We start from the raw sequence: 14,603 nt of genomic DNA on the forward strand, positions 1-14,603 counted from the left end.
AATACTTAATTGCCTTTATACTTACTACAGGTTTTATTTATTGCCGTGCATTCATATCAACCCATCGCTCGTAGGTTTTATTATCCCAGAGGCTCTGGATATAGGCAATAACAGCAATCTTTTCTTCATCGCTCAGGCTATCTCCGAAAGCGGGCATGGTGCCGCCAACTGGTGCCCCTCCTTCATCGATGGTTCGCACCAGAACTTCAAAGGGATGGTGCCAGGTGTGGGCCGAGCCGTTTAAGGGTGGAGGCGGAAAAGAACCGTCAGGATTTGGTTTTTTCCAGTTTGCAACGGTGCTCTGCCCGTAGGTTCCGTGACATCGTGCACAGTTTTCGGCGTAGACCACTTTTCCGGTTTCAAATTGCTGTTTGCTAAACCAGCGCCCTTGTACTACATATTCGGGTTCAGCCTGATTGTTCGAGTTACAACCCACTAAAAAAGTGAGTGACAGCAATATCAGTACCGGGTAAGATAAGGAGTGCATAGTGTTTTAATACCGGTTTACTGTAGTTGAGTAAGTTCCACCCGGTCAATTAACAAGGTGCCGCTTCCATCGATGGCCATACCTACCTCTCCGGGTTCCGGTGCATCACCGTGTCCGTGTACTACCATCTCCTTGTTGATGTAGCCACGGAAATGAGTGCCGTTAGCGACGGTGCGGATAAACAACATGCCTGAAGCGGAATAAGATTCTTCGGCAAACACTTCCCGGCTTCCATCAGTCACTCGCCCCTGGGTAATGGTGCCATCCGTAGATAAATTCACAAAATCATAGTTTTGGGCATCCTTTACATGATTGAGCAGCATTATCTCACCTTCAAAATCCGTAAGGTTCAGGTAATAATCTACCTGTACATTTTGATAACTATTCGTAGTGGTGAAAAAACTACTCAGAGAGTCACCGCTAATTGAAAGTAACTGTAAATCCCCGCTTTGTACAACAGAAGGATTAAGGGACTGTGCAGAACCTTTCATCCACCGGAAGTTTTCCAGAAGCGAACTGACGGCATTCGGACTCATGCGCCATGACCAGTCGCCGTTTTCCTCTACGGTGAAGGTACCTTGGTTGGTAGCTTCCAGGCTATCCGTTGATGTGATCTCTTTTTGTTCCTTTTGGATCAGCTGACCGGTGCCGACACCGTAGCCAAATACCATTTCGGCCCCATGTTCGCCTGTTTCATATAGCATAAAAAGCCCGGGTAACACTGTCAGTAAAATGATAACCCTGAATTTAAATTGGTCAATGATATCCAGCCTGTGAAATATCAATCTTAGTGCCAGGTACGCAACGAAGAACCAGATGGTCCACCAGGCCCATTCAGAGTGGCTATTCAGAACCGATTGTGCTTCTGATGGCAGAAATACACTGTCACCCGCCAATGTACCGGTATAATAACTGATCAGAGCGGCAAGAGTCCCTGCGCCGTATAGAATGGTCGACTTGAGATCATCCCACCTTTTATCAGGCAAAAAGAGATTCAGCAGATCCATTAGAACCGCCATAAATATCAGGGCAATGGGAAAGTGAACAATAATCGGGTGAATGTTTGGGGCCCATTCCGGTATAATGCTCATTCAGTATCAGGATTGATTGAAAAAAGATTATATCTAAACGAATAATCAGGATTAACGAAAAATAAGCAAAAGCCATTAGGATAGTAAATGTCAGTAGGACAATATCCATACTCGTTTCTATTTTCGGATATCTAAACGTAAATAAAACAGGTTTTTGATTTTAAAATACCTCCCCCGTGTTGGTATTATGGAGTCAGTCGGGGGAGGAGGGAAGGAAGGATCAGAGAGCAAAAAGTTGTTAATAGATATCACCATTACCTGTGGAGGGGGTACCGCTGATGACGGTATGAGATTCAGTACCTCTATTAATCCAGACAATTTCGGTTCCTGGCGACACGGTTATCTGTTCCGGACTAAATTGATCATTAATCATCTCAACGGTATCCGGATCGGTACTGGTAGCACCCGCAGTGACTTGAACATTGCCCTGCATGTTCGGGGCGTGAATCTCGCAGTAATAGTTGAAGGAGCCTTCTTCTCCGAAAGTATAGCTGAATGATTCACCGGCCGGTATGTTTCCGCTGTCAAATAGCTTATTTGTGCCACGTTCGGCTTCGGTACCGCATGCCAAAAGAGTGACTGCGACAAGGATTGTAATGATCGAATAAGCGGCAAATTGTGAAATGTTGTTTTGCCTGTTCATAAACTAACACCTTATTTCATTTTTTTCTTTAAGTATGACTCAGATCAAGCGAATTTATATTACCTGTTTCATCAGCCTATACAGGTAAATGATAGGGATGGTTGCCTAAGCAGGAGTACTTATTTGAGAAAAGAGAAGTACCCGGAAAGAAGGAATGAGGCAGGGATCTGTTATCCTGCCTCAAAATAAGTCTAACACAACCTGTAAGCAGATCACTTTCAGGGGAGGAAACTAAATGATAGACGTAAAGAGGTAAGCTGTAAGACCTGCTGTCAACACTAAAATGAAGAGATAAACGATAGTTCTTTTCAGCCAGCCACCGCCTTCCATTTTCATCATTTTCATGTCATGATCCTGTAGATATTTTCTGTTTTGCCAGGCCAGCCAGGCGGCAATCCAGACAAAGATAAGATTCATCCAGAAGGTATAATCGATCTTGAACTGTGTTATTTCAGCTATAGCACGTTGGCTTTCAGGCACTATTCCCAACAGAGAGAAGAGTCCGTTTAGAATAAGTGCTGTAATTACGATACTCACAAACATGACTCCGGCAATATATAAAGCTACTCGCCAACCGTAGTACTTGGCATTGATATGTACCAATGGCGGAACCATAAGGTCGGAATAGATGAATCCCATGATACCGGCAAAGAGTACTCCATTCTCATTAAGCACGGTTGCCAAAGGAATATTGCCCATTGACCCGATAAACGTTGCTGCTGCAACAAATGGTGCTACCAGCGCATTTTCGAGGGTAACCAACCAATCGGGAAGGTGTTGGGCATCAGCCAGGAAAAGGGCGGTCCAAAACGATTCAGGAACCAGTACGGCGACAAAACCTGCAATGGTAAATCCGATCAGAATATCCTCCCAGGCCATCTTCCAGTCGTTAACAAATTTATGCCCGACCAGTTGCCAGCCCTCTTTGCTTCTAATACGTTTCTTCCAATCGAAATCTTCAGTAAGTTCGTCGCCTTCGCTCTCCACCTTGTCACGTGCAGCTTCCAGCCAGCTCTCAGGATAGGTCAGTTTTATGAGGGCACTGCTGATCGCAATTAAAATTAGTCCCCCGACAATTTCAGCCGCCAGAAACTGCCAGCCTAGAAAAATGAGAATTAGAATACCAAGCTCTATAACAAGGTTCGTCGAGGCAAACATAAAAGCCACTGCGGCAATAAAGTGGGCACCTTTTTTTACCAGAGAACGGGCTGCAGCTAGTGCAGCGAAGGAACAGGAAGAGGATATAGCACCGAAAAAAGTGGAGAGAGAAACACTTTTAATATCGGCTTCTCCCATATATTGGGTAAGCTCATTTTTGGGTACAAAAGCCTGAATCATACCGCTTACAAAATATCCCAGTACAAATGCCCAGCCTGACTTCCAGAAAAATCCGAGAGCGGTTTTTGCGGATTCCGCATAGAGTTCAAGAAAACTCATAGCGTAGATACATTGAAATCAAAAAGAACAGTTAAACGCAGTTATATCGATTGAATAACTTTTTCCAATCTTGATTTGACTTCGCCTGCAACGGCCGCCAATTCGGCATTTTCCACTGCCTGCATGGATGCCATGGGATTCACGGCCGAAATCTCGACGCTTCCGTCTTCATGTTCTTCTACGATTACGTTGCAGGGTAGCATGGTGCCGATTTTATCCTCATGCTGCAGCGCCTGGTGTGCAAACTCCGGATTACAGGCACCCAGTATGCGATACTTTTTGAAATCCACGTCGAGCTTCTTTTTCAGGGTATCTTTGACGTCTATTTCAGTCAGAATTCCGAATCCTTCTTTTTTGAGTTCGTCAGTGGCTTTTTCTATGGTCTGTTCAAAAGTGTAGTCAACTGTTTTAGAAACGTAATAACTCATTGAAATCTCCTAATTATTTATTTGGCAGTTACATTTATTGAAAGCTCATTAGCAAGTGAATTAGCTGAGTAAATCCTTCTTCTTCTCTTCAAATTCTTCCTTGCTTATTTCACCCCGGGCATAACGCTCCTTCAGTATGTCCATGGCAGATTTCTGATTTTGCGGCCTGCCGGAGGAAACAAAGAATTTTATGATTACGATAATTGCGGCAATGATGATGCCCCACCAAAGGATCATCATCCATCCGCCTCCAAATCCATCCATCCAATGCATAATTGTTATACTACTGTTTATGATGATTAGGGTTCATTTTGCCATGCATGGAACCTTGTTGATTCATCATATTTCCCTGCATCATTTGCATACACATCATGTGCATTCTCATCATTCCTGAGTCATTCATCTTAGACATCATTTCTGAATGGTCCATATCACCGTCTAACATCGCTTGCATCAGTTGAATATGCTGCTGCATACGTTCTTTCATCTGCGGGTTGTTCATCATCTGATTCATATTACCCATATCCATCATTCCGCTACTGTCGGCCGACATGTTTTGCATCATATGTTGCATCATCTGGCGACGCATTTGAGGGTTTTGAGCCATATGCTGCATCATCATGGATCGCATGGTGGAGTCCTGCATCATCTGCATCATTTGCTGTCTTTGTTGTGCCATTTCATTTTGTCCTTTTTGGGCAAAACTTTCGTTTGCAAACAGTAAGAAAGAAAGTAAAAATGCGGTTGTTATTAGCGTGAGTCGTTTCATAATATTCACCTCTTGGTTGATTAAAAATATTCCTTTAGTTAAGTACTTCAGGCCCTTTTTTCCCATCCCTGATGCGCAGTGCTTGATCAATCGGTGATACGAATATCACACCATCTCCTTTCCCACCGGTGCACCCCTGTTCTTTAATAACATGGATAATGGAATCGCAATTCGCATCTTGAGCTGCAATTTCAATTTTAACGATCCTGTTGTGCATAGCCGGGAAATCCAGGGAACCGTGACTGCTCTCGGGGTCGCTGAATCGGCCCGTTCCCTCACCTTCAAAAACAGTCATGGAGGGATATCCCTCTCTGCGTAGCGCAATGTAAACTTCTTCCAGCAATTCGGGTCTGATAAAAGCTTTTATAAGTTTCATAATAGACTCATATTTAGCGTTCGATTTTCAGGAAACGGGCATTTATAGCCACAATAACCGTACTCATTGACATTAGTACGGCACCCACGGCAGGACTTAGAATAATTCCATAGTTTATCATTACGCCTGCAGCCAGCGGTATGGCAAAGGCATTATATCCTGTGGCCCAGAACAGGTTTTGAATCATTTTCTTATAGGTTGATTTGGCCAGCTGAATGACTGCAGCGACATCATCGGGATTGCTGTCGGTCAGGATAATATCAGCTGTCTCAACTGCTACATCAGATCCGGCGCCTATAGCGATTCCAACATCCGCCTGGGCCAGGGCCGGGGCGTCGTTTACTCCGTCACCGGTCATTGCCACATTTAAACCTCTTCTCTGAACCTCTTTTACTTTGTCAGCTTTCTCATCGGGCAAAACTTCGGCGAAGAAATCATCCAATCCCAGTTCTTCAGCCACAAATGCTGCTGTTTGCCTGTTGTCGCCGGTAAGCATCATGCATTGAATACCCATCTCTTTGAGTTTATTGATTGCTCCATAGGAGCTTTTCCTGATGCGATCTCCAAGAGCAATAGCACCTTCCAGCTGTTCATCAATTAACACAAATACTACGGTCTTGCCCTGACTTGAAAGCTTTTCATAATCCTCTCTGGGTAGTTCAATATCGTGCTCTCTGAGGTATCCCGGACTTACCACCTTAACATGCTTTCCTTCTACGGTGCCCTCAATACCCTTGCCGGTAATGGAATTGAAATTTGTGACGTCATATTTTTTTTCAGCGGCACCTAGTATTCCTTTTGCAAGCGGATGTTCTGAATTCTGTTCCACAGATGCTGCAAGACTAAGCAGTTTAGTTTCTTCGTATTGATCATTAAATGTCAGAACATCTGTCACTCCGAATTCACCTTCGGTCAGGGTACCGGTTTTATCAAAGATGATGGCATCCAGATTTCGGGCCTGCTCAAATGCTGTTCGATTGCGTATCAAAAAGCCGTTCCGAGCAGCAAGGGAAGTGGAAACTGCAACAACCAGCGGTACGGCAAGCCCAAGAGCATGGGGACAGGTGATGACCATTACGGTAACGGTACGTTCCAGTGCAAAAACAAAACTTTGGGTTGACCAATATGTCCATCCAAAAAAGGTGAGAGCGCCTGCTCCAAGTGCAATCAGAGTCAGCCAGAAGGCAGCCCTATTTGCGAGATCCTGAGTTCTGGATTTGCTCTCCTGAGCTTCCTTCACAAGTTTGATAACCTGCGAAAGGAATGAATCCTCTCCGGTTTTTTTTACTTCTACGGTTATTGATCCTTCACCGTTGACGGATCCTCCAATTACCTCATCATCTACTGTCTTGCTTACGGGTTTCGATTCACCCGTCATCAGTGATTCATTAACTGTGGACTTGCCCTCAATAACCAAACCATCTGCCGGTACTTTTTCTCCGGGTTTTATCAGCAAGAGGTCTCCTTTCTTCAGTTCCTGTAAAGGAATATCTTCGGTCTCACCATTATCATTAATACGATGTGCTTCCCCAGGCATCAATTCTGCCAGCTCTTCCAGGGCGCGGGAAGCACTCATCACAGATCGCATCTCTATCCAGTGGCCGACCAGCATAATGTCAACAAGGGTGGCGAGCTCCCAAAAGAAGACCTGACCGTCCACTCCAAAAACAACTACTGTGCTGTAGGCATAGGCCACCGTAATGGCAATGCCTATGAGGGTCATCATGCCCGGTTGCTTTTTCTTCAGCTCTTCATACAGGCCTTTAAGAAAGGGCCATCCTCCATAGAAAAAAACGAAGGTAGATAGGATAAAAGAGATCGTGAGATCACCGCTAAAATGGAATTGGTCTCCGAAACCCAACAGATCTTGCAGCATATGAGAGAACAGCAAGATGGGGATTGTGGCAATCAGCGAGATCCAGAATCGCTTTTTAAAATCTTCGACCATGTGCTTATGGTGGTTGCCTGAGTGTCCCTTTTCCTGCTTACCACCATGGTCTGCACCGGAATGATTATGTTTGTTATGTTCTCCGTTCATATGCATTATCACAATTTGTTGATAGTTATTACTGCCGGCAGATCCCGTTTGCCGGCAGTATCTGTGCTAAACCTAGGCAGGCTTGGAAACTATTGCGTTACATAATTACGGATAGTTGTTATAATATTTTTTATTTATACAATTATCATGCACCGTAGAATTAGATTTCGGTTTTGGTTTCCCCGCAGCCCGGCATTTTCTGACCCATATAGGGATTCTTGATCTTAGGGGTTGTGCTCAGCCAGGTGGCACCCTCTCCATCGATGGCCATTGGGCAGTACTGAAGGAACAGGGACTGTTCATTATAACCTTGGTTCTGCACTGCTTTAGTGAGGTGTTCGGAAATGCCTGCAAAGGCCCGGCGAAAAGACTCTGCATTTTGTGCATTTTCGGCTTCCTTTATGGAAGCAAGCATAGCGGAATGGTGATCCTCATGGGTATTGGCATGTGCTGAATGGTCCGTCATCTGGGAACTTTGCACAGCTTCTTGTCTGAAGGAGTGAAGGTACTTTTTTGCCTCATCCAACCGGTCATCTGCCAGTGCTTCTTTCATATTTTGATATTCATTCAGGAGATTGTCCAGATGTGAAATATGGCGATGCTCCGTGGTATCGGATTTCTCTGTCTTTGGTTCTTGGGTAGATTTCATTTGTCCATTGTTCATTTCCATAGACCCATGATCATGTCTGGCAGGCTTTCTTCCATCGGGCTCACGGTTCATCATACTTGCTTTACCCGATAGCTGGGCAGCACTGTCGATTTTAAAGTTACCGTTGGTAACCACTTCTTCCCCTTCGCTAACACCCGATTTCACCACATAGCGATCGCCTACACGCTGACCCAAAACCACCTCGCGGAATTCAAATGTCGGCTGCTCGGTATTCGGTTTTTTTACATAAATAACGGAGCGTTCGCCGGTCCAGAGAACTGCTGATTTAGGTACCAATAACTGGCCTTCACCTCTCGAGATATTAGAGGATATGATACCTTCTGCAAGCATTTGCGGTTTTAGCCGCCGGTCGTTGTTAACGGCTTCGGCACGTACATTCGCTGTTCGCGATTGAGGATCTAGTACCGGGTCAATATAGGTGACCTGTGCGTTGAAAGTTTCTCCCGGGTAGGCATCCACGTTAAAAGAGACGTCATCTCCCACATCGATTCCGGCCAAATCACTCTCATAGGCATTGAAAACCACCCAAACTTTAGAGAGGTTGGCAATTTTGTACATTACCGTACCTTCCATGACATGATCTTCAGTCGAAATATTGCGATTAAGTACATATCCTTCAGCCGGTGACACAATGTCTATATCAGTCATAACCTCACCGCTGTTTTCAATTCGGTTTATCTCCTCTTCAGGAAGTTCCCACAGCTTTAGTTTACGGCGCGTTGCCTCATAAAGGGCCGGATTCTGCTCTTTATGTTTACTGGTTTCCAGCAGTTCACGCTGGGCTGTAAGAAGCTGCGGAGAATAGATGGATGCAAGCCGTTCTCCCTCCTGTACCCGTTCCCCGGTGAAGTCAACATAGAGTTCCTTGATGCGTCCCGGAAAGTGGGCAGTAACATTTGAAATGCGCCGCTCGTCAACTACTACTTTCCCCGGCATGCGAATGCTGTTGATTGCCTCTTCTGTGACTACACGTGTAGTCTGTACCTCAGCAAGCTTCATGGCAGCCTGTGTCATGGTGAGCTCGTAAGGACTTTCTTCGCCGTCAGACGATGCGCTGTTGACAGGAATAAGTTCCATACCGCAAATGGGGCAGTTGCCCGGTTCGGATTCTCGGACATTTGGATGCATGCTGCAGGTATAGACAATGTTACCTTCTGTATCGGTATGCGCTTGCTCCACATGCTCCTGAGTGCTTGACGGTTGTTCGGTGGATCCGCCGAAAAAGAGCCAGCCCAGGAAAAGTCCGATAAGCAAGACGCCGGCAATTTTAGCTATTTGTTGAAAGTCGATTTGTTTCTTCATGGTTCTGTATTTAGTAATTAGTAAAAGTATATAGTAGAAAGCACTTTTGACTTAAGACTTTCTACTTTGTACAGTGTTAAATTTCTTCAGGATTGATATTGTATTTTCCATAGAGATACTCGATAAATGCAACAGCGGTATTCTGATCAACCACTGCGGTTTCTCTTGCCAGTTCATAGTCCAATAGTTTTCTCTGCAGGCGCAACAGCTCTTCAAAATCGGTAGCTGAAGTGGCATATTTTTCTGTTAGTATGTTGATAGCCTGACGAGTTCTTTGAATCTGTACATCCCGGTAGAGAAGCACTCTGCGCCGGGCATCATCGTAATCTCGCATAGCCTGCTCGAGTTGTGAAATAAGTCGGTTTTGCGTTGCAGCCTGTCGGTATTGCACCGATTGAAGGTTTATTTCCGCCTCTCTTTCTTTGGCCTTGTATTTTTTTCGATACAAGGGAATCTGTATCCCGGCACGGGCCATAAAGGCATCTTTACCGTTATCTGTCAGTACCATGTCGCGTTCGCCTGTAACCACGTAGTCTACTCCCAATCCAAATTTTGGAAGCCCCTCTTTACGTGCCAATTCAATAGTGCTTTTGGCAGATGCAGCTTCAAAATCCAATCTGGAAAGTTGCGCATTCTGGTCCATGATGCGATTTTCAATTTCCTGAAAGCTTAATTCCAGATCACGCATTTGTAGGCTATCGGCTGTACGAATGTTTTCCCCGGAATCTGTATTGAGGAGTTCCCTGAACTCTTGCAGGGCTACCTTTCGGTTGTCTGCCATAAGTTCCAGCCGGGTTTTTAAATCTTCTTTTTCTATTTGTACCCGAAGTACATCCACCTGTCCGACCTGTCCTGCCTCATATCTTCTCATCGCTAGTGACTCGAACGTTTCGAGTATGCTGATGTTTCCGCGCATGATGCGAATGCTCTGTTCGATATGATAAAGCTGATACCATTTTTTATGCACTTCATAAAACAGCCGGTTGCGTGCCTCCTGAAAGGCTTCAAATCTGGCCTTTGCCATTTCAGCAGCGGCATCACCTCGTGCTCCCAGTGTTCCGAACCAGGGAAACATTTGGGTAAGCCCTAAGCGGGCTTGTTGCGGGCCTACCCGAGTTTCTATGGGATTGATGAAGTACCCGAAAGAGAGTTCCGGATCGGGCAGGGTCGTCACCTGGGGTACTTTTTCAAGGCTTGACAGGTAATTTCGGTATTCGGCCATCAGAGAAGGATTATTCTCTGCAGCTTGCATGAGGTACTGATCGACCGGTGAAGAGTAGTTTTCAGGTTGCTGGGCTATGGAAAGCAAGGGCAAAACCGCCAGAATCATCGCCACCATCAGTAAAAAGGCTGAATGCCGAATACCGGAATTCTCAGGTTCATGTCTATTGTAAATGCGATCAGTGCTACCATTTAACTGGTAGGCATTATATTTACATTTTGTGTTATTTAATAAGTGATAGAAATTCATCGGTTGTTTTTTCTAGGCGTTGAAGTTCGTTGTATCGGTTGCAGCGGTGTTGCGTTTGAGCTGCCACTCTTTCCAGGAAGCATAGAGTACCGGTACCACGAATAGGGTGATTATTTGCAGGAACATGCCGCCTACACTTGGAATAGCCATCGGTACCATAATATCGGCACCGCGACCTGTAGAAGTAAGAACCGGTATCAGGGCCAGAATAGTGGTAGCTGTCGTCATCATGGTAGGTCTGATTCTACGTCCTGCTGCTTCTTTAACAGCGGTTGTAATTTCCTGTAGGGAACCCGGTTTGTCACGGTCAAATACCTGGTCGAGATAAGTGGCCATAACAACACCTCCTTCTGCGGCAATTCCAAACAGGGCGATGAATCCGACCCAGACGGCAATACTCAGGTTCACTGTACCCATCTGAAAGAGTTCTCTCATATTGGTCTCAAAAAGGCTGAAGTCCATAAACCAAGGCTGACCGTATAACCATACGAGAATAAAACCGCCTGCCCAGGCTACGAAAATGCTGCTAAAAATCATGCTGGTAGTGGGTACTGATTTGAATTGGAAGTAGATGATTAGGAATATGAGCAGAAGAGCAATCGGTAAGATGATCGCTAGTCTCTCGGCAGCACGGACCTGGTTCTCATAACTTCCCGCAAATTCATAGCTGATGCCTGCGGGAACTGCCAGTTCACCTGCGTCAATCTTTTCCTGTAAAAAGTTTTGGGCATTACGCACGGCTTCGACTTCAGCGATACCATCTGTGCGGTCAAAGATTACATATCCTATTAAAAAGGTATCCTCGCTTTTGATGGCCTGGGGACCTTGACGGTATCTAATTTCGGCCAGTTGGGCCAACGGGATCTGGGTACCCATACCCGTCGGAACCAACATCCTTCTAATCTTTTCCGGATCATCGCGCTGCTCGCGGGCGTAGCGCACACGAACAGGGTAGCGTTCTCGCCCTTCCACCGTATTGGTGAGTGTAACACCGCCCAGAGCAACCTCGATGAAGTTCTGCATCTGCTGCATGGATATGCCGTAACGCGCAATCCGGTTACGGTCTACATCAATTTCCAGGTAAGGTTTACCGACAATACGGTCGGCGAATACCGAAGAAGGTTTAATTCCCGGTACCTGCTGCAGCAGCTCCTCGAGACGGAGACCAAAGTTTTCAATGGTCTCCAGGTCCGGACCTTTGACCTTAATACCCATTGGAGCTCTCATACCGGATTGCAGCATGATCTGTCGGGTCTGTATGGGCTGTAGTTTTGGAGCTGAAGTTGTACCGGGTATATCGGCCGCTTTAACAATTTCATTCCAGATATCATCCGGGGAATTGATTTCATCCCGCCACTGTCTAAAATACTTACCGCCGTCGTCGGGTATCAGTTCACCGTTTTCATCTCTTACAAAGTTACCCTCTGAATCCGTTTGGAAACGTACACGGTGCCCACTTTCATCGGTTTTATATTCGGTCTTGTAGGTGATAAGGTTTTCATACATGGAGATAGGAGCCGGATCGAGGGCCGATTCGGTTCGTCCCATTTTGCCCACCACACTCTTAATTTCGGGTATGGATGACACCCGCATGTCAATTTTTTGCATCACGTCCATGGTCTCTTCAATACCGGCATGAGGCATGGTGGTAGGCATCAACAGGAAAGAGCCTTCATCCAGTGGAGGCATAAACTCTTCACCCAATCCCGGGAAGGCAGCCTGTGCTGCTTGCCAGGGAGTGGTAGTTCTAATATTGACACCGATAGTATCGAAACCGCTTGCCAGGAAGCCAAAGACGGTTGAAAAACCGAGCCAGATTACAATTGCCAGTACAGAAAGTGAAGCAGGTATGGACAGAAAGAGTGCTTTTTTCCGCAAACACCAGTCCAGAATGGGTTCGTAATAATAGATAACCAGCCAAAAACTGCCCATGATGACCGTGAGTAACAGGACTACCACAATAAAGTTGCCAAAGAAGGAAACTCCCGGCCCAAGCGGCAGCCAGGTTCGTGTTAACAGCCAGGTGACGGCAAGGACAATGAGCACCATATTCAGTGTCGGTAACCATTTACGGTATGTTTCGCTGCTATAAAGTGCTGCTCCATTGAGTAAACCGAACCCTATGAGGACCAGTCCTGCCCATGGTATGTAAGCGATGGCAACAACCAGTCCTCCTACGATCAGCAGGCTGTTCCAGATCAGTTTATAAATACGCTTCCTGATATTGATAGAGAAAAACCAGTGCGCAAATGGCGGAATGAGCGTAATTACAATGATAATAGAAGCAACGAGTGCAAAGGTCTTGGTGAAAGCCAGCGGTTTGAACAGTTTCCCTTCGGCTGCCACCATAGTAAATACGGGTAGAAAACTGACAATAGTTGTTGTTATTGCCGTGATAATGGCATGAGCCACTTCGGTCGTGGCCCGGTAGATGACTTCGAGCAGTGACTCGTCTTCATCGGCACGCTGCATATGCTGCAGCATATTTTCCGACAATACAATACCCATATCCACAATGGTACCGATTGCGATAGCGATCCCTGAAAGAGAGACAATATTGGCATCCACTCCTGCCAGTTTCATGGCTATAAAGGTCATAAGTATGGCTACAGGTAACATCCCCGATATGAGGAAGGAGGTTCGCAGGTTAAGTACCATGACCACAATCACGATAATGGTAATCAGTGTCTCAAGGGTGAGGGCCTCTTCCAAAGTACCCAGCGTCTCCTGTATCAATTCACCTCGATCGTAGAAGGGAACAATCGTAACTTTAGAAACCGTACCGTCATCCAGGGTCTTGGAAGGGAGACCGGCTGATATTTCGGTAATCTTACCTTTTACATTTTCAATGACCTCCATTGGATTGGCGCCCTCCCTGGCAACGACCACCGCACCTACCGCCTCCGCACCGGCTTTGTCCAGCGCACCCCTTCTCAAAGCCGGACCCCGGCTTACTTTTGCAACATTACTGATGCGAACTGGGGTATTATCTACCACTTTTACTACCGCCTGCTCAAGATCATCGAGATTCTTGATATACCCAAGTCCTCTTACCAGGTATTCTACATTATTCATCTCAATGGTTCGGGCGCCTACTTCAGCATTACTGTTTCGAACCGCATTGAAGACCTCAGTCAACGATATGCCATACTCCTGCATGGCCTCCGGATCAACATCCACCTGGTACTCACTGATAAACCCTCCGATTGGGGCCACTTCTGAAACTCCTTCTGCTGAAGAGAGGCCATAACCCACATAAAAGTCCTGTATACTTCGGAGTTCTTGCAGGTCCCAGCCGCCCGCAGGGTTCCCGTCTCTATCTCTTCCCTCCAGGGTGTACCAGAATATCTGCCCGAGTCCTGTGGCATCGGGACCCAGGGCCGGTTGTACCCCACTGGGGAGTGTGCCTGAAGGAAGAGAATTCAATTTTTCCAAAATACGTGATCGGCTCCAGTAGAAATCCACATCCTCTTCGAAAATCACATAGATGCTGGACATGCCGATGATGGAGGTGCTACGAACCGTTTTAACACCGGGCACGGTGAGCAGTTGGGTGGTGAGGGGATAGGTAATCTGGTCTTCCACATCCTGTGGAGAGCGTCCGCTCCAGCGCGTGTACACGATTTGCTGGTTTTGTCCCAGGTTAGGGATGGCATCCACAGCTACCGGATCCTTCGGAAGCAGGTTGATATCCCAGTTAAATGGTGCTACGGCTACACCCCAGCCTACCATTGTCAGCAACAGGAGGACCGCAATGAGCTTGTTTTCGAGAAAGAAACGAATGGTTTTGTTAAGCATGATTTAGTCGTGAGTCATGAGTAATGAGTCGTGAGAACGTCAAAATATGGATCGTGAAATACGTATTACGTAATGGGTAATGCGTATTTAATT

Annotated in this window: 12 protein-coding genes; all 12 read right to left on the minus strand. The window is 46.0% G+C overall.

Annotation, left to right across the window (positions count from 1 at the left end; genetic code table 11):
• Positions 1-37: 37 nt before the first annotated feature.
• On the minus strand, positions 38-487 hold the full coding sequence (locus G3570_RS02615) for a c-type cytochrome (protein WP_165138871.1): 450 nt from the start codon (positions 485-487) through the stop codon (positions 38-40).
• Positions 488-504: 17 nt separating this feature from the next.
• Positions 505-1,578 carry a DUF2231 domain-containing protein gene (locus tag G3570_RS02620; RefSeq protein WP_165138873.1) on the minus strand — a complete coding sequence of 358 codons (1,074 nt, stop codon included), beginning with the start codon at positions 1,576-1,578 and terminating at the stop codon, positions 505-507.
• A gap of 238 nt (positions 1,579-1,816) precedes the next feature.
• On the minus strand, positions 1,817-2,221 hold the full coding sequence (locus G3570_RS02625) for a cupredoxin domain-containing protein (RefSeq protein WP_165138875.1): 405 nt from the start codon (positions 2,219-2,221) through the stop codon (positions 1,817-1,819).
• A 231-nt stretch (positions 2,222-2,452) separates the two neighbouring features.
• A complete protein-coding gene (locus G3570_RS02630; protein WP_165138877.1) occupies positions 2,453-3,658 on the minus strand; it encodes a permease in 1,206 nt (401 codons plus the stop codon).
• Positions 3,659-3,699: 41 nt separating this feature from the next.
• Positions 3,700-4,086 (minus strand): DUF302 domain-containing protein, encoded by a 387-nt coding sequence (locus tag G3570_RS02635; protein ID WP_165138879.1) that lies wholly within the window; start codon positions 4,084-4,086, stop codon positions 3,700-3,702.
• Between the two features lie 60 nt (positions 4,087-4,146).
• A complete protein-coding gene (locus tag G3570_RS02640) occupies positions 4,147-4,359 on the minus strand; it encodes an SHOCT domain-containing protein (protein ID WP_165138881.1) in 213 nt (70 codons plus the stop codon).
• A 10-nt stretch (positions 4,360-4,369) separates the two neighbouring features.
• The gene (locus tag G3570_RS02645) at positions 4,370-4,855 is read right to left on the minus strand and encodes a hypothetical protein (RefSeq protein ID WP_165138883.1); all 486 of its coding nucleotides are present in this window, start codon (positions 4,853-4,855) and stop codon (positions 4,370-4,372) included.
• 34 nt (positions 4,856-4,889) lie between these two features.
• Positions 4,890-5,231, minus strand: coding sequence for a P-II family nitrogen regulator (locus tag G3570_RS02650; RefSeq protein WP_165138885.1), 342 nt, complete (start codon positions 5,229-5,231; stop codon positions 4,890-4,892).
• A gap of 13 nt (positions 5,232-5,244) precedes the next feature.
• Positions 5,245-7,269: a heavy metal translocating P-type ATPase gene (locus G3570_RS02655; protein ID WP_165138887.1), complete on the minus strand. Its 2,025-nt coding sequence runs from the start codon at positions 7,267-7,269 to the stop codon at positions 5,245-5,247.
• A 160-nt stretch (positions 7,270-7,429) separates the two neighbouring features.
• Complete coding sequence (locus G3570_RS02660) at positions 7,430-9,241, minus strand: efflux RND transporter periplasmic adaptor subunit (RefSeq protein ID WP_165138889.1); 1,812 nt, start codon at positions 9,239-9,241, stop codon at positions 7,430-7,432.
• Positions 9,242-9,317: 76 nt separating this feature from the next.
• Entirely contained in the window at positions 9,318-10,712 is a 1,395-nt protein-coding gene (locus G3570_RS02665) for a TolC family protein (RefSeq protein WP_165138891.1), read from the minus strand.
• Positions 10,713-10,724: 12 nt separating this feature from the next.
• Positions 10,725-14,510, minus strand: a complete 3,786-nt coding sequence (locus tag G3570_RS02670) for an efflux RND transporter permease subunit (protein WP_165138893.1) — start codon at positions 14,508-14,510, stop codon at positions 10,725-10,727.
• Positions 14,511-14,603: the final 93 nt, after the last annotated feature.

It is taken from the genome of Halalkalibaculum roseum (genome assembly GCF_011059145.1).
Taxonomy (GTDB): domain Bacteria; phylum Bacteroidota; class Rhodothermia; order Balneolales; family Balneolaceae; genus Halalkalibaculum; species Halalkalibaculum roseum.

Bases quoted from the DNA above. Each gene is read 5' to 3' on its own strand.
- G3570_RS02615 (WP_165138871.1), bottom strand. From the start codon at position 487: ATGCACTCCTTATCTTACCCGGTACTGATATTGCTGTCACTCACTTTT.
- G3570_RS02620 (WP_165138873.1), bottom strand. From the start codon at position 1,578: ATGAGCATTATACCGGAATGGGCCCCAAACATTCACCCGATTATTGTT.
- G3570_RS02625 (WP_165138875.1), bottom strand. From the start codon at position 2,221: ATGAACAGGCAAAACAACATTTCACAATTTGCCGCTTATTCGATCATT.
- G3570_RS02630 (WP_165138877.1), bottom strand. From the start codon at position 3,658: ATGAGTTTTCTTGAACTCTATGCGGAATCCGCAAAAACCGCTCTCGGA.
- G3570_RS02635 (WP_165138879.1), bottom strand. From the start codon at position 4,086: ATGAGTTATTACGTTTCTAAAACAGTTGACTACACTTTTGAACAGACC.
- G3570_RS02640 (WP_165138881.1), bottom strand. From the start codon at position 4,359: ATGCATTGGATGGATGGATTTGGAGGCGGATGGATGATGATCCTTTGG.
- G3570_RS02645 (WP_165138883.1), bottom strand. From the start codon at position 4,855: ATGAAACGACTCACGCTAATAACAACCGCATTTTTACTTTCTTTCTTA.
- G3570_RS02650 (WP_165138885.1), bottom strand. From the start codon at position 5,231: ATGAAACTTATAAAAGCTTTTATCAGACCCGAATTGCTGGAAGAAGTT.
- G3570_RS02655 (WP_165138887.1), bottom strand. From the start codon at position 7,269: ATGAACGGAGAACATAACAAACATAATCATTCCGGTGCAGACCATGGT.
- G3570_RS02660 (WP_165138889.1), bottom strand. From the start codon at position 9,241: ATGAAGAAACAAATCGACTTTCAACAAATAGCTAAAATTGCCGGCGTC.
- G3570_RS02665 (WP_165138891.1), bottom strand. From the start codon at position 10,712: ATGAATTTCTATCACTTATTAAATAACACAAAATGTAAATATAATGCC.
- G3570_RS02670 (WP_165138893.1), bottom strand. From the start codon at position 14,510: ATGCTTAACAAAACCATTCGTTTCTTTCTCGAAAACAAGCTCATTGCG.